The organism is Phocaeicola fibrisolvens, from assembly GCF_025567125.1.
Classification (GTDB): Bacteria; Bacteroidota; Bacteroidia; order Bacteroidales; family Bacteroidaceae; genus Phocaeicola; species Phocaeicola fibrisolvens.
Genome location: NZ_JAOQJI010000036.1, coordinates 16,728 through 41,633 on the forward strand (window position 1 = coordinate 16,728; position 24,906 = coordinate 41,633).

22 protein-coding genes are annotated in these 24,906 nt (G+C 48.4%); 11 read left to right on the forward strand and 11 right to left on the reverse strand.

Annotated features, from left to right (window positions below; genetic code table 11):
- Positions 1-110: 110 nt before the first annotated feature.
- A complete protein-coding gene (gene carB / locus OCV81_RS13045) occupies positions 111-3,335 on the forward strand; it encodes a carbamoyl-phosphate synthase (glutamine-hydrolyzing) large subunit (RefSeq protein ID WP_148330378.1) in 3,225 nt (1,074 codons plus the stop codon).
- A 201-nt stretch (positions 3,336-3,536) separates the two neighbouring features.
- Here the strand turns inward: carB and OCV81_RS13050 are convergent, their stop codons facing one another.
- A complete protein-coding gene (locus OCV81_RS13050) occupies positions 3,537-4,055 on the reverse strand; it encodes a TlpA family protein disulfide reductase (RefSeq protein ID WP_148330379.1) in 519 nt (172 codons plus the stop codon).
- A gap of 115 nt (positions 4,056-4,170) precedes the next feature.
- On the opposite strand from OCV81_RS13050, the gene yaaA reads away from it, so the two are divergent.
- The 4 genes from yaaA to OCV81_RS13070 all read left to right on the forward strand — a co-directional run bounded on the left by yaaA (position 4,171) and on the right by OCV81_RS13070 (position 10,096).
- Positions 4,171-4,935, forward strand: a complete 765-nt coding sequence (gene yaaA, locus OCV81_RS13055) for a peroxide stress protein YaaA (RefSeq protein WP_148330381.1) — start codon at positions 4,171-4,173, stop codon at positions 4,933-4,935.
- Between the two features lie 114 nt (positions 4,936-5,049).
- The gene (locus OCV81_RS13060) at positions 5,050-7,749 is read left to right on the forward strand and encodes a TonB-dependent receptor (RefSeq protein WP_148330383.1); all 2,700 of its coding nucleotides are present in this window, start codon (positions 5,050-5,052) and stop codon (positions 7,747-7,749) included.
- Positions 7,750-7,810: 61 nt separating this feature from the next.
- Entirely contained in the window at positions 7,811-8,974 is a 1,164-nt protein-coding gene (locus OCV81_RS13065) for a hypothetical protein (RefSeq protein WP_148330385.1), read from the forward strand.
- Positions 8,975-9,124: 150 nt separating this feature from the next.
- A complete protein-coding gene (locus OCV81_RS13070; RefSeq protein WP_148330409.1) occupies positions 9,125-10,096 on the forward strand; it encodes a type I phosphomannose isomerase catalytic subunit in 972 nt (323 codons plus the stop codon).
- Positions 10,097-10,167: 71 nt separating this feature from the next.
- Here OCV81_RS13070 and OCV81_RS13075 read toward each other — a convergent pair whose 3' ends face one another.
- Positions 10,168-10,974 (reverse strand): helix-turn-helix domain-containing protein, encoded by an 807-nt coding sequence (locus OCV81_RS13075; RefSeq protein ID WP_148330387.1) that lies wholly within the window; start codon positions 10,972-10,974, stop codon positions 10,168-10,170.
- Between the two features lie 116 nt (positions 10,975-11,090).
- Between OCV81_RS13075 and OCV81_RS13080 the strand changes: the two genes are divergently transcribed.
- The 4 genes from OCV81_RS13080 to OCV81_RS13095 are packed head-to-tail and all read left to right on the forward strand — an operon-like array spanning position 11,091 to position 16,056.
- Positions 11,091-12,074: an alpha/beta hydrolase gene (locus tag OCV81_RS13080; protein WP_262640362.1), complete on the forward strand. Its 984-nt coding sequence runs from the start codon at positions 11,091-11,093 to the stop codon at positions 12,072-12,074.
- A complete protein-coding gene (locus OCV81_RS13085; RefSeq protein ID WP_148330389.1) occupies positions 12,071-13,375 on the forward strand; it encodes a TolC family protein in 1,305 nt (434 codons plus the stop codon). Before OCV81_RS13080 ends, OCV81_RS13085 begins: the two co-directional genes overlap by 4 nt.
- A 33-nt stretch (positions 13,376-13,408) precedes the next feature.
- The gene (locus tag OCV81_RS13090; RefSeq protein WP_148330391.1) at positions 13,409-14,443 is read left to right on the forward strand and encodes an HlyD family secretion protein; all 1,035 of its coding nucleotides are present in this window, start codon (positions 13,409-13,411) and stop codon (positions 14,441-14,443) included.
- 8 nt (positions 14,444-14,451) lie between these two features.
- Positions 14,452-16,056 (forward strand): efflux MFS transporter permease, encoded by a 1,605-nt coding sequence (locus OCV81_RS13095; protein WP_148330393.1) that lies wholly within the window; start codon positions 14,452-14,454, stop codon positions 16,054-16,056.
- Here the strand turns inward: OCV81_RS13095 and OCV81_RS13100 are convergent.
- From OCV81_RS13100 to hpt, 9 genes are all read right to left on the reverse strand, one after another.
- Positions 16,044-16,679: a porin family protein gene (locus OCV81_RS13100; RefSeq protein WP_022355072.1), complete on the reverse strand. Its 636-nt coding sequence runs from the start codon at positions 16,677-16,679 to the stop codon at positions 16,044-16,046. The genes OCV81_RS13095 and OCV81_RS13100 overlap by 13 nt on opposite strands.
- Before the next feature lie 120 nt (positions 16,680-16,799).
- Positions 16,800-17,333 carry an outer membrane beta-barrel protein gene (locus tag OCV81_RS13105; RefSeq protein WP_022355073.1) on the reverse strand — a complete coding sequence of 178 codons (534 nt, stop codon included), beginning with the start codon at positions 17,331-17,333 and terminating at the stop codon, positions 16,800-16,802.
- Positions 17,334-17,403: 70 nt separating this feature from the next.
- Positions 17,404-17,598 (reverse strand): hypothetical protein, encoded by a 195-nt coding sequence (locus tag OCV81_RS13110; protein ID WP_022355074.1) that lies wholly within the window; start codon positions 17,596-17,598, stop codon positions 17,404-17,406.
- A 7-nt stretch (positions 17,599-17,605) separates the two neighbouring features.
- Entirely contained in the window at positions 17,606-18,202 is a 597-nt protein-coding gene (locus tag OCV81_RS13115) for a M23 family metallopeptidase (RefSeq protein WP_394802545.1), read from the reverse strand.
- A gap of 22 nt (positions 18,203-18,224) precedes the next feature.
- Positions 18,225-18,887: a B3/B4 domain-containing protein gene (locus tag OCV81_RS13120; RefSeq protein WP_148330413.1), complete on the reverse strand. Its 663-nt coding sequence runs from the start codon at positions 18,885-18,887 to the stop codon at positions 18,225-18,227.
- Between the two features lie 23 nt (positions 18,888-18,910).
- Positions 18,911-19,717, reverse strand: coding sequence for a peptidoglycan editing factor PgeF (pgeF, locus tag OCV81_RS13125; protein WP_148330397.1), 807 nt, complete (start codon positions 19,715-19,717; stop codon positions 18,911-18,913).
- Entirely contained in the window at positions 19,717-20,901 is a 1,185-nt protein-coding gene (gene obgE, locus OCV81_RS13130; protein ID WP_148330399.1) for a GTPase ObgE, read from the reverse strand. The genes pgeF and obgE overlap by 1 nt, the downstream gene beginning before the upstream one ends.
- Before the next feature lie 55 nt (positions 20,902-20,956).
- Positions 20,957-21,526 (reverse strand): adenylate kinase, encoded by a 570-nt coding sequence (locus OCV81_RS13135; RefSeq protein WP_022355079.1) that lies wholly within the window; start codon positions 21,524-21,526, stop codon positions 20,957-20,959.
- A gap of 26 nt (positions 21,527-21,552) precedes the next feature.
- Entirely contained in the window at positions 21,553-22,089 is a 537-nt protein-coding gene (gene hpt / locus OCV81_RS13140) for a hypoxanthine phosphoribosyltransferase (RefSeq protein WP_148330401.1), read from the reverse strand.
- Between the two features lie 154 nt (positions 22,090-22,243).
- On the opposite strand from hpt, the gene OCV81_RS13145 reads away from it, so the two are divergent.
- Complete coding sequence (locus tag OCV81_RS13145; RefSeq protein ID WP_148330403.1) at positions 22,244-23,761, forward strand: NAD(P)H-hydrate dehydratase; 1,518 nt, start codon at positions 22,244-22,246, stop codon at positions 23,759-23,761.
- Between the two features lie 8 nt (positions 23,762-23,769).
- Positions 23,770-24,807: a DUF4831 family protein gene (locus tag OCV81_RS13150; protein WP_148330405.1), complete on the forward strand. Its 1,038-nt coding sequence runs from the start codon at positions 23,770-23,772 to the stop codon at positions 24,805-24,807.
- The last annotated feature ends 99 nt before the right edge of the window (positions 24,808-24,906 follow it).

The following is a 24,906-nucleotide window of genomic DNA, read 5'->3' on the forward strand; positions in this document are numbered from 1 at the left end:
ATCCTTTGTTTTCTTCAAAATAAATCGTTTCTTTGCAAGTAGTCCCAAACGACAAAAACAGCCGCCGGACGCAAACAACCTTTGAGAAAAACACCAATTTATCTATAACCATGAAGAAAGAATTGAAAAAAGTCCTGGTTCTCGGATCAGGCGCACTGAAAATCGGACAAGCCGGAGAGTTCGACTATTCAGGTTCGCAGGCCTTGAAAGCATTGCGCGAAGAAGGTATCCGCTCCGTCCTTATCAATCCCAATATTGCCACCATCCAGACTTCGGAAGGCATTGCCGACCAAGTCTACTTCCTGCCCGTGACTCCGTATTTCGTAACTGAAATCATCAAGAAGGAACGTCCGGACGGTATTCTGCTGGCTTTCGGCGGACAGACAGCCCTGAACTGCGGTACGGAACTTTTCCAAAAAGGTGTGCTGAAAGAATATGGTGTGGAAGTGCTGGGCACTTCAGTGGATGCCATCATGTACACGGAAGACCGCGACCTGTTTGTCAAGAAACTCAACGAAGTACCCCTCAAGACTCCTGTCAGCCGGGCAGTGGAAAACATGCGGGATGCACTCGAAGCCGCACGGTCTATCGGCTATCCGGTCATGATCCGTTCGGCTTATGCGCTGGGAGGTCTGGGAAGCGGTATCTGCCCCGATGAGGAAAAATTCATCGAACTGGCTGAAAGTGCCTTCACCTTCTCTCCGCAGATTCTGGTGGAAGAATCCCTGAAAGGCTGGAAAGAAATCGAGTTCGAGGTCATCCGCGATGCCAACGACCATTGTTTTACCGTGGCCAGCATGGAAAACTTCGACCCGCTGGGCATCCATACCGGAGAATCCATCGTGGTGGCGCCTACCTGCTCACTGACCGAAGAACAGGTCAGCATGCTGCAAGATTTGTCGAAGCAATGTATCCGCCATCTGAACATTGTGGGAGAATGCAACATCCAGTATGCGTTCCACGCCGAAACCAACGACTACCGTATCATTGAGGTAAATGCCCGCCTGAGCCGTTCATCGGCACTGGCTTCCAAGGCCACCGGTTATCCGCTGGCTTTCGTGGCCGCCAAGATTGCGCTGGGCTATACATTGGATGAAATCGGTGAGATGGGCACCCCGAACTCAGCCTATGTGGCTCCGCAACTGGATTACCTGATTTGCAAGATTCCGCGCTGGGACCTCAACAAGTTTGCCGGCGTATCCCACCGCATCGGCTCCAGCATGAAGTCGGTGGGCGAAATCATGTCCATCGGACGGACGTTTGAAGAGATTATCCAGAAAGGACTGCGTATGATTGGTCAGGGCATGCACGGCTTCGTAGGCAATGACCATACCCGCTTCACGAACCTGGACGATGAACTGGCCAATCCGACCGACCTGCGTATCTTTGCCATCGCACAGGCGCTGGAAGAAGGTTATTCCATCGAGCGCATCTACGAACTGACCAAGATTGACCCGTGGTTCATCGGCAAGCTGAAAAACATTGTCGACTACAAACATAAGCTGTCTGAATATAACTCACTTGAAGAACTTCCGACCGAGGTGCTCCGTCAGGCCAAGGTGATGGGCTTCTCCGATTTCCAGATTGCCCGCTTCGTACTGAAACCCACGCAGGGAAATATGGAGAAAGAGAACCTGCAAGTACGTGCCTACCGCAAGAAGCTGGGTATCCTGCCGGCAGTGAAACGCATCAACACGGTGGCTTCCGAACATCCGGAACTGACCAACTACCTATATATGACGTATGCCGTGGAAGGACACGATGTCAATTATTACAAGAACGAGAAATCGGTCATCGTCCTCGGTTCAGGTGCCTACCGCATCGGCTCGTCCGTGGAATTCGACTGGTGCTCGGTGAATGCCATCCAAACCGCCCGCAAGCTGGGATACAAATCCATCATGATCAACTACAATCCGGAAACGGTGTCTACCGACTACGACGTATGCGACCGTCTGTATTTTGATGAACTTTCCTTCGAACGGGTACTTGATGTCATCGACCTAGAACAGCCGCGCGGTGTCATCGTCTCCGTAGGCGGACAGATTCCGAACAACCTGGCCATGAAACTATATCGCCAGTCAGTACCGGTACTCGGTACCTCTCCGATTTCCATCGACCGGGCGGAAAACCGCAACAAGTTCTCGGCTATGCTCGACCAGTTGGGTATCGACCAACCAGCCTGGCAGGAACTGACCAGTTTGGACGATGTGAAAGAGTTCGTGAAGAAAGTGGGATATCCGGTATTGGTTCGTCCGTCATACGTGCTCTCTGGAGCGGCCATGAACGTATGCTACGACCAGGAGGAACTGGAACGCTTCCTGCAAATGGCCAGTGAGGTGTCCAAGGAATATCCGGTGGTCGTATCGCAGTTCATGCAGGAAACCAAGGAAATCGAGTTCGATGCCGTAGCACAGAACGGAGAGATTGTGGAATACGCCATATCGGAACACATCGAATATGCCGGCGTGCATTCCGGCGACGCGACCCTGGTATTCCCCGCACAGCACATTTATTTTGCGACGGCCCGCCAAATTAAGAAAATCAGCCGCAAGATTGCCAAGGAACTCAACATTTCGGGTCCGTTCAACATCCAGTACCTGGCCAAGAACAATGACGTGAAAGTGATTGAATGTAACCTGCGTGCTTCCCGCAGCTTCCCGTTCGTATCGAAGGTGTTGAAACGCAACTTCATCGAAACGGCCACCCGCATCATGCTCGATGCCCCGTACGTGCGTCCCGACAAACTGGCGTTCGATATCGACTGGATTGGAGTCAAGGCCTCCCAGTTCTCGTTCGCCCGTCTGCAGAATGCCGACCCGGTACTGGGTGTCGACATGTCGTCTACGGGAGAAGTAGGCTGTCTGGGCGACGACTTTGACGAAGCCTTGCTGAACGCCCTGATTGCGACAGGCTACAAGATTCCGAAGAAATCGGTGCTCTTCTCTTCCGGCGCCACCAAATCGAAAGTGGACCTGCTGGATGCCAGCCACATGCTGCACCAGAAAGGATACGACATCTATGCCACTGCCGGCACGGCTGCCTTCCTGAACTCGCACGGCATTCCGACCACGCCGGTGTTCTGGCCCGATGAACGTCCGCACGCCGAAAACAACGTGATGAAGATGATTGCGGAACACAAATTCGAACTGATTGTGAACATCCCGAAGAACCATACCAAACGGGAACTCACCAACGGATACCGCATCCGCCGCGGGGCCATCGACCACAACATTCCGCTGATTACCAACGCCCGTCTAGCCAAGGCATTCATCGAGGCTTTCTGCCATCTGAAGCAGGAAGACATCCAGATAAAGAGCTGGCAGGAATACAAATGAAAAGTGTAGACTTTTGACGTCTTTTGAAGATTTTCTGAAGACTTTTGACGACCTAAAAAAACGTCAAAGCGTTCGAACAAAAACGCTTTGACGTTCTATAAAACGCTTCGACGTTTGAAGCAAAACGCTTCGGCGTTTCAGGTAAAACGAACTTACGTTTTCCTCCAAACGCAAAGGCGTTTTTTCAATACCTTTTTTTACTTATTTCAGAGCCGTTTCAATGGCTTTCATCAGCTCCTCAAATTCAGCTTTCGTATAGCCGACAGAAGCCCGAATCAACTTGCCGTCCTTTCCGAACAGATAGGCACGGGGAATACTTTGGTCGGCAAACAGAGAGAACACTTCCCGCTTCGGGTCCGGATAGAGCGGAAAGGTAAACTTTTTCCGTTCGTTGTATTTCTTCAACTCGGCATCGGTATGTTCCCGCCCGATAACCAGCAGCTTGAAATCCTTGCAATCCTTGTATTTCGGCCACAAGGTTTTCTGCACTTCTGCCAGTTCCAGCTGGCAAGGGCCGCACCACGTAGCAAACAGACTCACCAATACCACCTTACCTTTCAAGTCGGCCGGGGTCACTTTCCCATACACTTCCGAACTGAGGGTGATGGCTGGCATCGCATCTCCCACTTTGATTTTTTCTTTTCCCGCATCCTGTGCAGAGGCTGCCAGCACCCCCATCCAAATCAGGCACAGAAGGCTCCAGATTCGTACGCTTTTCATTGTCTTTTTCCTTTTTGTAAATGTTAAATCCTGACAAAGATACCGTAAACCGATGGAAAATCCGCCGGGGAGCCTATCTTTGTAAAGAGTTTTAACGAAAAAACAAGCCTGCAATATGATGACCTTCATTTCGTGTGCCAAAACCATGACGGCACGCACCAAGATAAAATTCCCCGAAACCACTGTGCCTCATTTTCAGAAGGAAGCCCGGGAAAATGCCTTGTACATGAACCAGTTCACTGCTGAGGAACTGGGCCGGATGCTGAAAGTGAATGCCAAGCTAGCCGCAGAGAACCGCCTGCGTTACCAGGATTTTCTTTCACCGGACACTCCGTCTCTCCCGGCACTGCTAGCCTACACGGGTATGGTGTTCAAACGCATCCATCCAGCCGACTTTACCACGGAAGATTTCCAGTTTGCCCAGCAGCACCTGCTCATTACCTCTTTCTTATATGGCCTGCTGCGTCCGCTGGATGCCATCAGGAACTACCGGATGGAGGGGAATGTCCGCCTGCCGGAACACCAGCACCAGACGCAGTTCGACTATTGGAAACCGATTCTGACCGACTACTTCATTGAAGCCGTCCGTCGGCAAGGAGGTATCCTGGTCAATCTGGCCAGTAGCGAAATGAAAGACCTGTTCCATTGGGAAAAGGTATGCCGGGAAGTCCAGGTCATTACTCCCGAATTCTATACCCTGAAGAACGGGAAACCCACCACCGTGGTAGTCTATGCCAAGATGTGCCGCGGCGAAATGACCCGCTTCATCCTGAAAAATCGGATTGAACAGCCGGAACAGCTGAAAGCCTTTGAATGGGAAGGTTTTTCCTACGATGCGGCCTCCAGCGATGCACAGACACTCCGCTTCCTGCTGAAATAGGAATGAAAAAACGGCAACACAGACGACACATCTTCGTAAACACAACTTCATCAGATTGCTTTCACCCTGTAACGGGAAGTCTGCAACTTTGCAGCAGAAAAAAGCAAACGATACATGAACAGAACAAGAAGATGGATTCACGCAGCGCTTTTTACCTCACTGATTACTGCCAAAGTGTTTGCCGTAGAGGTAAATGTCAATATCAAGGGCTGCATTACAGACCAGAAATCAAAAGAGCCGCTGATTGGTGCCACGGTACAGATTGTAGGGAGCAGCATCGGAGCCGTGACCGACATGGACGGAAATTTCCAGCTTTCAGGAGTGGAAGATGGCATCTACGACATCGAGATTAAATATGTAGGCTACAAGACTGCCATCAAAAGACAGGTCAAGATTGAAAACAATAAAATCACTACGCTCGATTTCGAAATGGTGACCGATGAGCACCTGTTGTCGGATGTGGTAGTGGTAGCCAAGGCCAACCGCGAATCTGAAAGCGTGACCCTGCTGGAACAAAAACGGTCGGTTGTGGCCGTTCAGGCAGTCGGCGCCAAAGAACTGGCACGAAAAGGTGTCAGCGACGCACAGGCTGCCGTGACCAAGATATCGGGTATCTCTAAACAGGAGGGAGTGAAAAATGTCTTTGTCCGCGGATTGGGCGACCGTTACAACCTCACCACTCTCAACCGCTATCCCATTCCGTCGGAAGACCCTGAATACAAGAATATTGCCCTCGACTTTTTCTCCACCGACGTCATCCAGTCGGTGGAAGTGAACAAGGCTTTTTATGGCAACACCTCTGCCGATGCATCAGGAGCCAACATCAACATCACGTCGAAGGAACTGACGGGAGACGCCACACTGGATTTCAGCCTGTCGGGAGGTGTCAATACCCAGGCGCTGTCGGGCGACCTGCTGCAAGCCAGCGGAAACAACCTGTTCGGATTTGCCAATACTACCCAGCCGGGAGAGGATTTGAAGAGCTACCGCTTTAAAAATGCCATCGACCCTTCTCAAAAGAATATCCCCATCAACCAGGACTACAGCCTGTCGGGTGGAAAACAGTTTCGTATCCACGGCAACCCGCTCTCCTTCTTCATCGTGGCCAGCCACCACAAAAACTTCTCCTACTACGACGAGGAAGTGCGAAATACTATCACCAGCGGCGATTTGTCGCAAGATATGAACGGCGAAATCTCCCGCATCGAGACCAGTCAGCTGGCCATGGCCAACCTGAGTTACACCCACAACCAGAAGCATCACCTGTCCTACAACTTCATGATGGTGCATGCCTCCAATTCCTCTGTGGGCGATTACCTCGGCATGGATGCCGACTATCAGTCGTCGGACACATACGAGGGATTCATGCGCCGTCAGCAGACCAACGACAACCTGCTGTTTGTGAACCAGCTTCACACGCAATGGGACTTGGGCAAGAATTTCCTGCTGGATGCCGGACTTTCTTACAACACGATTCAAGGAAACGAACCCGACAGAAGAATCAACAACCTGGTAAAAACCGACAAGGGTTATGTACCGATGAAAGGTACGGGCGTGCAACAGCGTTATTTCTCTGAATTGCAGGAAAACGACCTGAATCTCCGGGCCGGACTGACCTATAAGCTCCACGACGGGTATGGGGATTTGTCGAACATTCAACTGGGCTACATGGGCCGGATAGTAGATGACAACTTCGAAGCTACGGAATACGACATGTCTGTTGTCAAGCAGTCGGTTTTCGACCTGGCACACATTTCCTTCGGGGATTTCTACAACCAGGAGAACCTGGACAACGGCATGTTCCAGCTAGACCGCAACGTGGATGAATACGGTGTCCGGAAGAATATCCACTCGGCCTATGCGGAAGCCACTTATCAGTTCACCTCGCGCTTCATTGCCAACCTCGGACTGAAATACGACGATGTCAATATCCGCGTGAACTACAACGTGAACCGTGGAGGGACCAAAGGAGAGAATACCATCGACAAATCTTATTTCCTCCCCAGCCTCAACCTGCGCTATAATTTCAACGACAAGCATGCGCTCCGCCTGGCTGCCAGCAAGACTTACACCCTGCCGCAGGCCAAAGAAATTTCCCCGTTCCGTTATACCAGTGTCAGTTTCAACAGCCAGGGTAACCCGGACTTGAAGCCTTCGGACAACTACAACGTAGACTTGAAGTGGGATTTCTATATCTCTCCGAGCGAGCTGTTTTCCGTCACCGGATTCTACAAATACATCCAGAACCCGATTTCACGCATCGAGATTGCCAGTGCCGGAGGCTTCCTCTCTTATGAGAACATTGCGAACCACGCTACCGTGGCCGGAGTGGAAATGGAATTCCGAAAGGACTTGTTCAACCGCAACCTGCAGGGCAACGGGGTCAGCAAACTCAGCCTGGGCATTAACGGGGCCTATACGTACACCTACGCCAAAGTGCCCCTGGCCACCGACCCCACCGGTTCACAACTGGAAGGAGCCGCACCCTGGATCTTCAATGCAGACCTGAGCCATCTGTTCCGGAAAGGGCAGAAGAGTTTTACCAATACGCTGGTGGTGAACTATTTCAGCGACCGTATCCATACCATCGGCACGGAGGGATATCAGGACATCGTGGAAAACGGTGTTCCGACACTCGACTTCGTTTCTTCTGCCCAGCTGAACAAATACGTGACCCTCAGCCTGAAAGCGAAGAACTTGCTGAATCCGGCCCACCAGCTGACCCGAAAAGGCAATGCCGACGGAAAGGAAGTGGTACTGAGCAAATACAAGAGAGGCATGGACTTCAGCATCGGAGTGACCTGCAACTTCTAATCAAGATACGTTACATAAACTAGCAATAAAGACAATCAATTTTCTTAATCAATTATTCATTATGAAAAAGGTATTTTTTACAGCAATGGCTTTTGCAGCCATAGTAAGCAGTGTAAGTTTAACAGCTTGTTCCAACGACGATAATCCGGAAGGACCAAGCACAGGAGGTGAAAAGATTGAACTGAACGGAACCGTGGAAGGCACCCTGACGTTGGATGCCAACAATGAATATATCCTGAACGGCACGCTGACCGTCGCCGACGGAGCCACACTGGAAATTCCGGCTGGTACCACCATCAAGGCTGCCAAAGGATTCGGAAACTATATCCTTGTGGCACAGGGAGGTAAAATCAATGCCAAAGGTACGGCCGACAAACCCATTATCTTTACCGCCGACGATGAGGAAAATGCTACTACCGGATACTGGGGTGGACTGATTATCAACGGAAAAGCTCCGATTTCAGGAGCTACCAGCGGCGAACTGGGCTCTACAGAAGTAGACAACAACCAGAAATACGGAGGTACGGATGAAAACGACAACAGCGGTACGCTGGAATACGTGGAATTGCGGTTCACCGGTGCACGTTCCAGTGCGGACATCGAGCACAACGGACTGACCCTGAACGGTGTGGGAAGAGGAACGACCATCAAGAACCTTTATATCACAGACGGTGCGGACGATGCCATTGAATTCTTTGGAGGAACGGTCAATGTGGAAAACATACTGGCTGTAAACTGCGACGACGACATGTTCGATTTCACCCAAGGTTATAAAGGCACGTTGAGCAACTGCTACGGCGTATGGGAAGCCGGATACACCAGCACAGAGGAAGACCCACGTGGAGTGGAAGCCGACGGTAACCTGGACGGAAACGGACCCGACCACCAAGGACAGTCGGATTTCACCATCAAGAACATGACCATTGCTACCTATGCCACCGGCCAGGTGATGGACGACGCCATCAAGGTGCGCAGAGGAGCTACCGCACACATTGAAAACGCCCTGGTAATTGGAAACGGACAGATGAAAGACTTTATCGACGTAACCGACTCCAAAGGAAACGCCACTACTGCTACCCAAATGAGTGTCACCAACCAAATCAGTTCTACACTCAGTGGCAAGGAAATCAATGATGGAGGTACTTCTTATGAAAATATCAAAATCACAGACGGCAACACAGGAGCCGACCAAACAGCCTTCAGCTGGACAGGCTATAAATTCTAACCATAACACATCACACTGATTTGCTTTTCTTCTCCGGTTTTCATGCAAAGTATCCGCCACGCATGAAAGCCGGAGATTCTTTTTCCCTTATTTCCTGATTTTATGAAGGGTTTTTCCTATTTTTGTACAAACCTAAACAATAAATATATGATGTATCCTTTAAAATTCAAACCGATTTTGAAATCCACCCTCTGGGGAGGAGAACGTATCATTCCTTTCAAACAACTGGACTGCCAGCAGGAACAGGTGGGAGAAAGCTGGGAAATATCCGATGTGCCGGGCGATGAATCTGTAGTGGCCGACGGAGCAGATGCCGGCAAGAACCTTACCCAACTGATGCAAGAATATAAGGAAAAACTGGTAGGAAAAGAAAATTATCAGCGTTTCCAGGGCAAATTCCCTTTGCTGATTAAATTTATCGATGCCAAACAAGATTTATCCATCCAAGTACACCCCAACGACGAGCTGGCCATGAAGCGCCACCAGTCCATGGGAAAGACGGAGATGTGGTACATCATCGACAATACGGGCGGAAAAGCGCATCTTTATTCCGGACTGAAGAAAAAAATTACCCCCGAAGAATATGCCCAGATGATTGAAGAAAACACCATCTGCGACGCACTCGACAAATACGACGTACAGCCGGGCGACGTATTCTTCTTGCCGGCAGGACGTATCCACAGCATCGGAGCGGGTTGTTTCTTGGCCGAAATCCAGCAGACTTCCAACATCACTTACCGCATCTACGACTTCAACCGCAGAGACAAGAACGGCAACCTTCGCGAACTGCACACCGAACTGTCGAAGGATGCCATCGACTATACGGTAGAAAATGACTATCGCACCCACTACACTCCGCACAAGGATGAACCGGTGGAACTGGTCAGCTGTCCGTATTTCACCACCTCTGTCTACAACCTGACAGAATCCATGACGATGGACTACAGTGAACTGGATTCTTTCGTCATCTACATCTGCATGAAAGGAAGCTGTACCGTGACCGACAATGAAGGCAACTGCATTTCCCTGAAAGCCGGTGAGTCGGTCTTGTTCCCTGCCACGACCCAAAACCTGGAAGTCGTGCCAGACGGTGAAGTATCCTTCCTGGAAACTTACGTATAAACGACCTGCATTTCTTATTTTATTTATAGCTGAGTCCTTTTCTTTCCCTGCCGCACAAGGAAGAAAGGGACTCAGTCGTTTTTCATAAACGCATTGGGCGACATGCCCGTAATCTGACGGAACACCCGGTTGAAATTGTTCGGGGTGGTAAATCCCACTTCATAGGCAATCTGCTGCATGGTCTTGCCTCCGTCGGCAAACAGTTCGATGGCCCGCATAATCCGGAGGTTGTTCACATAATAGCTGAAGCGTATGCCCGATTCATTGAACAAACGGCTCAGGTTTCGCACCGAGAAACCGAAATGTTCGGCCAGCTGCGGCATCTTCAAGTTTTCTTGCAGATGTTCCTGCAAGTATGCCAATATGGGATGCAAACGGGCATCGTTGGGAATGGTCAGGGTTTTCAACAGGAAGCCCATGTTCTGGCTGATGGAAGGAAGCAAACGGAAAAAGCCCAGGGCAAAAGCATACAAATCGGGAGTATCCTCCCGGTTTATCTCCGTCCCTTTCGAAGCGATAAACTTCAGGTTTTCTGCCACAAACGAGTCGGTGTGGTATATGGAAAAATCCTTCAACGCTTCATCACCTCCATCGCTGTCGAGCGACAAATAAAAGATTACCAGCGAAGTCTGCCGGTTGTTACTGCACAGTTTGTGTTCCGTACAACCGGGAATCCATGCTATGTGCTTCTCCGGCACAAAATAGTTGGTCGAACCAATCTGTACATGCAATGTGCCCGAAAGGGTATATACAATCTGGCACTGGCCGTGCGTATGACCCGGCAAATTTATCTCTTCCCAACCCGTCTTCTTGATTCGGATGGTCTCCCGACTGGTACGGTTTATCAACGAAATGTAACGCTCCTGTTCCTGATTCATTGCTAGTTCTATGGCTTAAAATGATAATTTTTTTGCATAAATCGCATATTCCGCATAAAAATAAAGGTTTAATTTTGCACCAGCAATAGAAGAGACTATAAATTAGCGATGAAATTATGATGAAATGTATTTTTGCAATTGCAGTTTTGCTCGCAGGAACCACCTTCCGCGCATCCGCTATGCCAGAAAAGGCACCCGAAAATAAACCGGAAAGCATCAAAGTGGAAATTACGGAAGGACAAATAGATGTAATCAGTGGTATTATCTATTCACAAGTCATTTCCACTCACAGCAACCGTGCGTTGCGGATGACCGTACTGGTTCCACGAACCCGTACCCCCAAACCTGCAATTGTATATTTCCCCGGAGGAGGATTCACATCTGCAGATTATGAGAAGTTCATCGAAATGCGTATGGCACTGGCCAAAGCCGGATTCGTGGTGGCCGCTGCAGAGTACCGTACAGTTCCCGACAAATTTCCGGCACTGGTCATCGATGGAAAAGCGGCCGTACGTTTCCTGAGAGCCCATGCCACACAGTTTGGTATCGACCCGACCCGCATCGGTGTACTAGGAGATTCTGCCGGCGGTTATCTGTCACAAATGGTAGGTACGACCAATGGAGAAAAAGAGTATGACCAAGGAGACTATCTCGACCAGTCGTCCGACGTACAGGCTGCCGTCACCATTTACGGCATCAGCAATCTGCTGAACATAGGCGAAGGTTATTCTGATGCCATACAGCAGGTTCATGCCTCACCGGCTGTAACAGAAGCTTTGCTCGTACACGGCCCTGCCTTTGCAGACTTTGCGGGAGCCAGCATCCTTTCCGACCCGGAAAAGGCCATGAAAGCCAGTCCGCTGGGACACGTAAAAGAGCACATGCCTCCCTTCCTGATTATGCATGGAAGCAACGACAAGTTGGTATCGCCCGTACAAAGCGAACAGCTGTTCAAAGCTCTGACAGAAAAAGGCAACCAAGCCACTTACGTTACGGTGGAAGGTGCCGGACACGGCGATTTATACTGGTTCCAGCAACCGGTCATCGAGAGAGTGGTCAGCTGGTTTCAAACTGTTTTTCAATATCACACAGACAAATGAATAAAAGACTAATTGCAAGTATCGGAGTTCTTTCTTTTTTTATGTACATCTCAGCCCAGGAGCGGGTACTTTCCATCGACGAACTGTTTCAGCTGGCAGACCAGAACAGCAAAAGCATCCAACTACATGCACTGGCCATCGACGAAAGCGCACAGGCTGTCAAAGTGGCCAAGGATGCCAGACTCCCGTCCATCCGGGCACAGGTAGACCTCAACTACATCGGTGACGGCTGCATGACCGACCGGGATTTCAGCAACGGAATACATGCCGACATGCCACATTTCGGCAATACGTTTGTACTCAAGGCCTCACAAGTCATCTATGCAGGGGGAAGCATCCACGCAAACATACAAAAAGCGAAACTACAACACCAACTGTCACAACAGACCTACGACAACAATCAGCAAGATTTACGATTCATGTTGCTGGGCTACTACTTGGATTTGTTCCAACTTCGGAACCAACAAACCGTATATGAAAAGAACATCGAGCAGACGCGCCTGCTGGTAAAGGATATGCGGGCTGCCTACCAGCAAGGAACAGCGCTGAAAAGTGACATCACCCGTTACGAACTGCAGCTTCAGAATCTTCAGCTGGGACTGACTTCTACCGTAAACAGGCTCAACGTGCTGAACCACAAACTGACGACGACCATCGGACTGGAGCCTTCGGTACACATCGTCCCGGATTCCACGGCTTTGTTCCATATAAATGTGGACAAACGACAGGAAATTTCCTGGATGGAAGACTCGCAGGAATCGCCTACTCTTCAGCAGGCACAAACCGCCATCAAGCTAAGCCACAACCAGCAGGACCTAATTCGTTCGGAACGCAGACCACACATCAACCTGACAGCCACGAACGACTTCACCGGCCCGATTCTGGTAGAGGTACCGCCCTTAAACAATAATTTCACCTACTGGTTTGCCGGAGTCGGTATTTCATACAACCTGGATGCCTTGTTCAAAAGCAAGAAAAAACTGCGACAGGCACGGATTGCCACTTCGAAAGCGGAAAAAAACTACGAGCTGGCCAAGGAAGAAATCGAGAACAACGTGCATGAAGCCTACGTGAATCTGAACGAAGCCTACGTACGGCTCCAGACCCAACAGAAGAGCGTACAGCTGGCACACGAGAATTTCCGGATTGTCCGCCAACGCTACCTGAACGGGCTGTCACTGATTACCGACATGCTGGATGCCAGCAACATGCAGCTGGACATGGAACTTCAGCTGGCCAACTATCAGATTGGTATATTGTATCAGTACTACCTGTTGAAAAAAATTACAGGAACCCTTTAACCCCATTTATATTCACACAAAAAGAATCAAGACATGATACGAAACAAGAAAAGAGCGATTTCCAACTTCTTTATACTTCTGGTCCTCGCAGCCGGCATCAGCTGGGTATGCGGCAAGTTCATCCACCTGGGCAACGTGGAATACACCGACAATGCGCAAGTGAAACAGCACCTTACCCCCGTCAGCACACGGGTACAGGGATTCATCAAGAAAATTTGTTTTGAGGAATACCAAACCGTGAAGAAAGGAGACACGCTGGCCATCATCGAAGACACGGAATACCGGTTGAAAGTAGCCCAAGCCGAGGCCGACTACCGCAATGCCCTGGCCGGAAAGAGTGCCATGTACACCACCATCAACACCACGCAGAACAACATCCTCGTCACGGATGCAGCCATTGACGAACAACGGGTCCGCCTGAAGAATGCAGAAACTGATTACAAACGTTATCAGGAACTGCTGAAAGAAGAGGCGGTCACTCCCCAACAGTTCGACCGGGTAAAGACGGACTACGAAGCCACCCAGGCCCGCTACGAACAGCTGATGCGACAGAAACAGTCTACCTTGCTCCAGAAACAGGAACAGACCCAGCGACTGGAACAGAACGAATCGGCCATCAAACTGGCGGAAGCAGCTCTTAACCTGGCCAAGCTGAACCTTTCTTATACCGTCATTCTGGCCACGACCGACGGAGTGACCGGACGAAAGGATATCCACGAAGGGGAACTGGTACAACCGGGACAGGCCTTGGTGACACTGGTAGACGGCACGGAAAAATGGGTCATCGCCAACTATAAGGAGACCCAAACGACCGACATGCATAGAAACCAGCTGGTAGAAGTGAAAGTGGATGCCATTCCGGGAGTAAAATTTGAAGGACGCATCGCTTCCATCTCGGATGCCACCGGAGCCTCTTATTCGCTCATTCCACAAAACAACTCGGCCGGCAACTTTGTGAAAGTTGAACAACGCATCCCGGTCCGCATTGAATTTACCCAAAACAACCGTCCGGAAGACTTGCAACGCCTAAGAGCCGGAATGAATGTAGAATGTTACGTAAAACAATAAGTTGAGAAATGGCTGAACAACGTCCCCGTATCCTATACTTTAAAGATTTTCTGCCCACCTCCGTCTGCATCGGCTTGTCCATGTTTTTTGCCATGGTATTCCAGTTCAACGGAGGAGTATTCCTGCCTGCAGCCACCCAGATGTCGAGTGCCTTGGGCTGCATTCAGGAAGATGTCACCATGGCCGGATATGCCTCTTTCATCGGTATGACCATCATCTTCCCGATTCTGTTCCGTCTGAAGGCACGGTTTACTACCCGCTCCATTTTCATGACGGTCTGTCCGGTACTGATTGCCTGCAACCTGATTACCATGCACACGGAAAATATCTTCCTGATGATTTGCGTATGCTTTGTGTCGGGATTCTTCCGCATGTGGGGGACGTTTGAATGTTTTTCCAACATCCGTCTGAGCATCACACCTTCGGGTAACTTCTCCGTGTTCTACCCTGTGATTTACATCATTGTACTCGAAAGTATCCAGCTTTCCGGACTGGTCACGATGCACATCAACGACTGGGCCAACTGGCAATACATGCACTGGTTCGTCATCGGTATGCTGATGATTGTATGGGTCTGCGTCATGTGTCTTACCCGCTCTGTCCGCCTGATGAAGAAAATGCCGTTGTACGGCATCGACTGGATAGGACTGAGCCTATGGACCACCATGCTGTTTGCCATTGTGTTCATCTGTATTTACGGAGATTATTATGACTGGCTGGACAGCGCACAGATACGTGCCTGCATCGTGATTGCCGTGGTAGCCCTACTGGTCAACATCAACCGGATGACCTCCATCCGTCATCCGTATATCGACCCGCAAGTATTCAAATACAAGAAGTTCCCCGTCATCCTGTTCTTGTTCCTGATGCTTTGCCTGTTTCTGGCCACTTCATCCGTACTTCAGAATGCCTTTATGATGTCCATTCTGCGATACGATACCCTCAACGCCATCTCGCTGAACTGGTGCGTATTCGTAGGAATCCTAGCCGGAGCCGGAGTCGTCTTCTTCCGGCAGGCCGTACTAAAAAAAGGATACAAACTGTTGATTTCGGTGGGGTTTACACTGATTGTCGTGTACCAGTACTACATGTATTTCCTGATTTATCCGGACTTGAACATTGAAAGCCTGTACTTGCCGAACTTTCTGAAAGGAATCGGACACGGGATTCTTTACATCGCATTGACTATCTACGTGGCCAAGCACATCCCGTTCAAACATTTCTTCCAGTCACTATGCGTACTCAGCTTCATCCGGACCAGTATTGCCACCCCGCTGGGCAGTGCCATACTGAACCGCTGGATGAAACATCTCCAGCTGGACAACTGGGCATTACTGAGCCGTGATTTGGACGACCTCACAGAATCGATTCCCAATTCGTCCCTCATGCAACTCTACAATGAAGTCAACACCCAAACCATGCTGACCAGCCTGAAAGAACTGTTCGGCTGGGTCTGCATCATTGGAACGGTATTCCTAGTAATCGTACTCAGCTACCGAATATGGCGTAACCGCCACCTGGCAGCTTTGAAAATGCTGCACAGCCTGCCTGTCAAAAAACGGTACAAGCCGTCCAGCATTCATCGTATATCTCAGCAGAATCAGAATTTATAGCCAGCAGTAAAGAAAAAGGCCAAATTGCGAATATTTGTATTACTTACCAAACGGCAAAGGCCAAATTCTCCATCAAGTCCCACGGTCCAACGTTTAAAGTCCAAAGCTACCCCGCCCATCAGACCAGCGTCAAAACGTTGAAGTCCTGGGACAATCTGCTCTTGTATTTTTGAATCACCAAATGTATTGCATGACACAGTCAAATCGTCTACATCCACATCTCGCTTCCCACTTATTCCGTAAGCCAAATAAGGACCTACCGAAAATACCATATCAAAATTAGCAGCTGTTCCCACATGAAAGGCAGCCAGTAAAGGCATCTCAAAATAGTTCTGGTTGACGTGCATATTCACTACCCCCATATCAGCCCCCGACAAATCAATGTCCATACTGGCACCTTTTGAAACCCAGTTCAAACCCGTCTGAAAAGAAACCAGTCCACTTAAAGGTACATCAATACCCACACCAACTTTCTGATTGAACAATGCAGAAGAGTTTCCGGCATCTTTTCCCATCCAGGAACTCATCCCCAATCCAAGTTCCATACTCCACGTTACCTTTGTCTGCGCGGCCATCGTCAATACAGAGAACAAACATGCCACTATACACACTATCTTTCTCATAAGCTCAAAATATATGAATTACACAAATTTAGGAATATAAAACAGACGAACAAATAAAAAGGAAGCAAAAAAGAAGTTTTTACCTCTTTTTGCTCCCTTACAAAAGATTTCGATATTCTCTTAGAATTCGTAGTCAATACCAATTGAGATATTTTCCATATCCAATCCGACTCCAAATCCATTACCTTCCATATCACGATAGTAATCATCACGATAACCGGCAAATCCAACTTTCGTAATGAAACTAAAATGATCATTCAATTTCAGGGCCAGTCCCGGTTTCAAACCGATTTCAAAACCATTGACAGAATCCGCATGCTTAGCCTTGAAAGTAGAAAATCCGAATCCCATGTCTACGAACAGACGGACAATCTTATTTTCATAGAACGAATAACGGGCATAAGGAGCCAACGCAAAAGCATTGGTACTTACATCATATTTATCATCATATCCAGTATGCGCATAGGCCAGTTCCACGCCCACAGCCCATTGTTTACTCAAGTTATAACCTACATCCGGCGTAATAGAGAATGATGTTTTATCCACATCATTGTTTCTCCACAAGCTGATGCCACCTCCCAGATAAATACCTTCCTGTGCACTGGCCGAAATGGCAGCCATAACAATCACTACGAGCAAAAATAACTTTCTCATAATCTTCTTTTTTAGTTCTACAATTTATTTTGATACACTCATCTCTCTTCCTATCCTATATTCAGCCCACTCAACCCTGTTTGTGGCGGTTGGCTCTCCGGCGACGGTATTCTGCCTTCATCTTGGCAGAGCCCGATCCATGAAGTCCCGTAATATACGTTTTCTTCTTGGCCTTCGTCTTTACTTTCTCTTCCTTTTTCTTTCCGTCCGAGGATTTTCCTCCTTTAAAGATAATTCCTTCGGTCAATATCTTTTCAATATCCATAATCTGCTTATTTTTTAGGTTGTAATTTTACATGCTTACCCGACTTTGTACAAATCAAAGTACGTTTCAGAGGCTGGCGTGTCTGCATATTGAACAAGAGTCCAGGACTGAAATGCTGTCCGTTTACCCGCAGCTCAAAGTGCAGATGTTCGGTAGTGGCACGTCCCGACCTGCCAGTCAACGCAATGACCTGTCCCGCTTTTACGGTATCCCCCGATACCACCAGATTCTTAGAATTATGACTGTACAATGTTTCAAGGCCATTTTCGTGCCGTACCACAATGACTTTTCCGTATCCTCCATAATGCTTGGCCATACGTACTACCCCATCGAATACACATACAATAGAATCATTGGCCTTCGTCTTAATGTCTGCCCCTGAATGACCTCCACGGCTTCCGTATGCCGAAATAACCTTTCCATTTCGAAGCGGAAAACAAAACTGCGAATCGGCCAAACATTCCAAATGAATTTCAAAACGGTTTCCTTTAGCAAACAAGCCCGGAGTCTGAACCCTGACATGATTACGCTCCATGTGTGTGAATCCAGTGGAAACCGGCTCACCGGCCTGAATACTTCCTGCCCAGAAGCACCAAGCAATCATCAACCATATCAACCGCTTCATCTTACTTGAAATAACAAAGTTCTACATCCTGTGCATCCGCAAACTCCTTCAACAAGTTCACCATGTAGTTCACCGCTTCCTCCAGTCCCTCACTGCCACTGTATGCATTCATTATTGCCAACAGATGCGTGGTATGCTCCGAAATCTTCGTCCGCTCATTGTCACTGGTCGGCGTACCTACACCTCCCACTGCATCCCGATACACCGGCATTCCTTCGATGTTCAGTTCTCCACGGCCGATGCCCTCATAAGGCTCACCTGCCTTTCCGATGCCCAGCACCAGTTTGTCGCCCTGAATCTTGTCACGGTCGAAACCACCGATGGAATGTCCACTGTAAATGGAAGCCAGGTTAATCAAATCCACCAGCGTATCAATCTGATACAGCGAAAGGCCTCTCAGCAATCTGCGGCACAAGGCTTCTGAAGAAGGACGGTAACGGCTAGGATCCTTTCCGCATTTCTTGTATGCCTGGCGGGTAGCCTGAATAGCCGGCATCTCTTTGATGGAATCAATGGTATATTTCTGACGATAGAGTTCGGTAAACTCCCCGATTCTTTTCCATAACGCTTCACTGTAAGGTGAATTCTTCACGGTAGCAAACACGGCAGCCCCGCGAAACTGCGGCCAAGCCTGCCGTAACTCTTCTGATACTTCAATTTTCAAATCCATTCTGCAAACTCTCCTTTCTATTTTTCCATTCGCATAATTCCCGACAAAATACGTCCGGAATGAATGCCCAGACGACGTGCCGAAAAGAAATCCGTATAATGCTGATAGGTACAAACACCTGCCACTTCAATATGAGATGCTTTTACACCTTTCGACAACAATTGCAGGCGATTGGCCTCCCACAGGTCGATGTGCCACTTTGCATACCGTCGGGCTATCCTCGCCATATCAAATCCGGCGACTTCAAAAGCTTCATACACCTCCTCGCCTACCTCAAACGCTTCAAGAGAAATTCCCGGTCCGATACAGGCCCACACATCTTCTCCTTCCGTGCCATACAGTTCGCGCATCCGGTCGAAGGTCTTTTCCACAATCCGGGCTACCGTCCCCCGCCATCCGGCATGAACAGCCGCCACCACCTTGTGCTTCCTATCATAACAAAGCACCGGGATACAATCGGCGGTAGAGATACAAAGGCACACTCCCACCTTGTCACTGACCAAAGCATCCACTCCCTCCAGCAATTCTCTTCTTTTCTCCGGAGGAAATCCTATAAACTCATCATCAATCACCCTCACCGTCGTGCCGTGTGTCTGATGAGGCACCACCAGCATTTTCGGACGGACAGGCATCAATGAGCACAATAACTCCCTGTTCTGTTCCACTTTTTCAGGATTATCCCCACAATAATGGTTACAGTTGAACGAGGCATAGTTTCCCTCACTACAGCCTCCATGACGGGTGGTAGAAAAACAAAAGATGTCGGTGCGCGAGCTCATCCGGTCGTACACCCACATCCTTTTATCCTTAGTCAGATGATCCATTACTTCTGTGTTTCGTCGTCCCAGTCTTCCTCTTCGTACTCGTAGTCGAAGTCATCTTCGTCCGTATCCTCCTCGTATTCATACTCGAAGTCCTCGTCCTCACCCATATCTTCCAGTTCTTTCTGGAGTTTCTTCAGGTCCTTCGGACGATGTACGATGGCTTCCCGACGTACGGCCTCCAACTGGTTGCTGTCTTTATTCAATTCCGTCCACAACAGGTCCTTCAACTGTTGGATACCCATTCCGGACACCGAAGAAATAAAGACATGCGGTATATCTTCAGGCAATGTAGGCCCCAGCATCTGCATCAACTCCTCATCCAGCATATCACACTTCGTGATAGCCAGCACCCGCTGTTTGTCCAGCATCTCCGGATTGAAGGTAGCCAACTCATGGAGCAGAATCTCATACTCCTTCCGGATGTCGTCCGTATCGCCCGGCACCATGAACAACAGCAGGGAGTTACGCTCGATATGACGCAAAAAACGCAGTCCCAGCCCCTTTCCTTCACTGGCCCCTTCAATGATACCCGGGATGTCCGCCATCACGAACGACTTTCCTTCGCGATAAGACACGATACCCAGATTCGGTTCCAGCGTGGTAAAAGGATAATTGGCAATCTTCGGACGGGCCGCAGAAACGGCTGCCAGCAAGGTTGATTTTCCCGCATTCGGGAAACCCACCAGACCCACATCAGCCAATAATTTCAATTCCAAAATCACCGTCATCTCCTGCATGGGTTCCCCCGGTTGAGCAAAACGAGGTGCCTGACGGGTAGCTGTACGAAAATGCCAGTTGCCCAGTCCGCCACGTCCGCCTTTCAACAAGATGACTTCTTGTCCGTGCTCCGTTACGTCGCACACATATTCGCCGGTTTCGGCATTATATACTACGGTTCCGCATGGAACCTCGATGACCTTGTCTGCCCCATCTTTTCCGAAGCTCTTGTTCTTCGAACCGTTTCCGCCGTGTTCCGCAAACACATGACGGTCGTATTTCAGGTGCAGCAACGTCCAATAGTTGCGGTTTCCCCGCAAAATCACATGACCTCCTCTACCACCGTCGCCACCGTCTGGACCTCCGTTGGGCATATACTTCTCACGGCGCATGTGCACCGAACCGCGGCCTCCTTTTCCGGAGCGGCAATAGATTTTTACGTAATCAACAAAATTCGATTCAGCCATAATTTAAAATTTAAGAACTGGCAGACTGTCCCCAGCCCGCCAGTTTTTCCATTATTTAAAGTTTATCGATAGCTGCACAGATGTCAGCGAAGATGCCTTCCATAGTACCCAGACCCTGGATGTGGCAATATTTACCGTCGTTCTTGTACCAGTCAATCAACGGAGCTGTCTGAGAATGATATACCACCAGACGTTTCTTGATAGTCTCTTCGTTGTCGTCGGCACGGCCTGATTCCTGTCCACGTTTGATCAGACGAGTCATCAGTTCTTCTTCCGGCACTTCCAGGTCGAGCATGATAGACACTTCCTGGCCACGTTCCTGCAACATTTTCTTCAATGCTTCTGCCTGAGCAATGGTACGAGGGAATCCATCGAAGATTACGCCCTTGCTATCTTTGAAACTGTCGAACACGCTAGCCAGAATGTCAATCATCAATGCATCAGGAATCAGCTGACCATTGTCGATATAACCTTTGGCTGTCTTACCCAGCTCTGTACCGTTCTTGATTTCTGCACGCAATACATCTCCCGTAGAAATATGGTTCAAACCATACTTTTCCACAATACGAGCACTCTGAGTTCCCTTACCTGAACCCGGAGCACCAAAAATTACAATATTCAACATGTTATTTAGATATGATTTATAAAAAATTATTCGATAACCGTATAAATATCACGATAGTTCCGACCAAGTCCATCATAATCAAGACCATATCCCACAATAAAATCATTAGGAATATTCATGGCCACATAATGAATATTCAGATCGACTTTCAGCTTGTCTGGTTTCACCAGCAACGTAGCAATACGGATTTCTTTTGGATTACGTGCCTTCAAAGTTTCCAGCAGACGCTGCATGGTCAGTCCTGTATCCACGATATCTTCTACAATCACCACTGTACGTCCTGCAATGTCTTCGTTCAAGCCCACCAGTTCCTTCACTTTTCCAGTAGAAGCCGTACCTTCGTATGAAGCCAATTTCACAAACGAAATCTCACACGGAATCGTCAGATGCTTCATCAAGTCGGCAGTGAACATGAACGAGCCATTCAATACACTCAAAAACAACGGATTTTCACCCTCCAAATCACGATTGATTTCATCGGCTACACGTGCCACTTCCTTCAATATTTCCGCCTCCGGGATAAACGTTTTGAAACGCTTGTCTTTTATCTGAATCGTCTCCATGTTATGATGTAGTTTTTAGAAATTGCGCAAATTTACGGATTTTCCCTAAAACCGCCGCACATCCCCCTGAGTATTTAAAGATATTTTCAATAGAACATATACACCATTCGAGGCTTTTTTCGTACTTTTACCGACAAATAGCTATTTATACACAATGAAAATTTTGAGTTGTACACAACAAAAGGAGGCTGATGCATACACCATCGCCCATGAATCCATATTATCTATCAACCTTATGGAAAAGGCTGCCGGATTATTGGCACAAGCCATCAGCGAAAAATGGGACAAATCTCATCGCATCATCGTTTTTGCCGGTCCAGGAAACAACGGAGGTGATGCTCTTGCTGTAGCCCGCATTCTTTTTCTGAAGAACTATCCGGTCGAAGCTTACCTTTTTAACGTAAAAGGTACGCTATCTGAAGAATGTCTGACCAACGTGCAACGTTTGAAAGACTGCGGATTTGCCAATTATACCGAAGTCAGCAGTCAATTCGACCCTCCTCGTCTTGGAGGTCATGACGTCATCGTGGACGGTCTGTTTGGCTCAGGCCTCAACAAACCTCTGAGTGGCGGATTTGCATCCGTTGTTCAATACATCAACGCTTCCCCTGCACAGGTAGTATCCATTGATATTCCTTCTGGACTGATGGGGGAAGATAACACCCACAATATCCGTCAGAACATCATCAAAGCCAATCTGACACTGAGCATCCAATTGCCTAAGCTTTCTTTCCTCTTTGCAGAAAATGCCGACATAGTAGGTGAATGGCAATTGCTTGACATCGGCATCAGCCATGAATTTATCGAAAAAGCCAAAACGCCCTACCTCATCACCGAAGCCGATGAAATGCGGGCACTCATCAAACCAAGAAAGAAATTTGCTCATAAAGGCATGTTCGGACACGGCCTGTTGATAGCCGGTTCATACGGAATGGGAGGTGCAGCCATACTGGCTTCACGTGCCTGCCTACGTACAGGTATTGGCTTGTTAACCGTACATACTCCTGTTTGCAATCACAACCTGCTACAAAGCAACGTCCCGGAAGCCATGGTACAAGACGATGTACACGACCGATATTTTGCCGAAGCTGCCGACCTAGACAATTTTCAAGCTGTAGCTATCGGCCCTGGACTAGGACAGGAAGAAGTGACCGTACAAGCTCTTTTCGACCAGATAAGTAATTGCTACATTCCGTTAGTACTGGATGCAGATGCCTTGAATATTTTCAGCAACTACCGTAATTATCTGACCCGCATACCACGCCACAGCATCCTCACACCGCATGTCAAGGAATTGGAACGTATCATCGGCCGTTGCAGCAACAGTTACGAACGACTTTCCAAAGCCAAAGAACTAGCGGCTTACCTACAATGCTACATTGTGTTGAAAGGTGCATGGACCGCTATTATTACTCCTGACGGAGTCACCTATTTCAATCCGACAGGCAACCCGGGAATGGCTACAGCTGGAAGTGGAGATGTACTTACAGGCATCATTCTCTCTCTCCTTTCACAAGGATACACTCAGGAAGAAGCTTGTCGGCTGGGAGTCTACGTACATGGATTGGCCGGTGATATTGCCTGCCAGAAGAAAGGAGTTATCAGCATGACTTCCGGCGATATTGTAGAAGCCCTGCCTGAAGCATGGAAACAACTAACTGAAACTAAATGACAGACAATATGAAAAGAGGAATCATCGCATTGGGATTACTGGCTTCTCTAAGTGCCTATTCCCAAGAAAGCTACGTGCCACAGGAAGGGGAAGGAATTGTCTACTTCCTGCCAAAGACAAAAATCGCTATCGATATCATTGCTACAAAAATCAATTATCAGCCGGGAGATTTTTGTCTTTATGCCAATCGCTATCTCCGACTGAACGATGTAAATACCCATCCTGAAAGTCACTGGGAAATCAAAGATATTCAAGTACGCTTGGTAGGTGTCCCTGATTCAACAAAAGCGTATATCATGAAGATCAAAGACAAAAATATGGCTTCCAACGTAGAACTTACTGATGAAGGCATCGTAAAAGCCATCAATACCACCTCTACTGAGGAAGAGACACTTCCAGACTACAATCTAGAAAGGACTCAACCGGGAGAAGACGCACGCACATACATGACTGAAGACATACTGATGGCTGGTTCTACTGCCAAGATGGCTGAACTTACCGCTCGTGAAATCTATAACATTCGCGACAGCAAGAACCTTATTCTACGTGGACAAGCTGATACTATGCCTAAAGATGGAGCCTCCTTGCAACTGGTCATCGACCAACTAAGCAAACAAGAAAAAGCACTGACGCAAGCGTTCACAGGCGTAACCAGTCGTACAGACAAGGTATTTACCATTCTGATAGAACCTGGAGAAGAGACACAAGAACAAATTGCGGCACGCTTTTCAACTCAACTAGGCGTACTTCCGACTGATAACCTGGCGGGAGAACCCATCTATATTCGTATCCGTAACATTTCTTCTTTCCACGCACCTGAAGAGAAAAAGAAGAAAAAAAGAAAAGATGATATCATCTATAATATACCAGGGAAAGGAAAAGTTACAGTCAGCTACAAGGGGAAAGAACTTTTCAATGAAGAAATGCCACTTACCCAGTATGGATATACAGAAGCACTTGTAGACGGACTATTTGAGAAAAAAATCAATACCCGGGTTATTTTCAATTCCACCACGGGAGGTATCCTGAAAATTGACAAAGATTAATCTATCTAGATTGGGGATATTCAGTAAATGTCCCCCAAAAATAAAATGGCATATGAAGTGATTATGGTCTATCATTTTCATATGCCATTTTTATTGTCA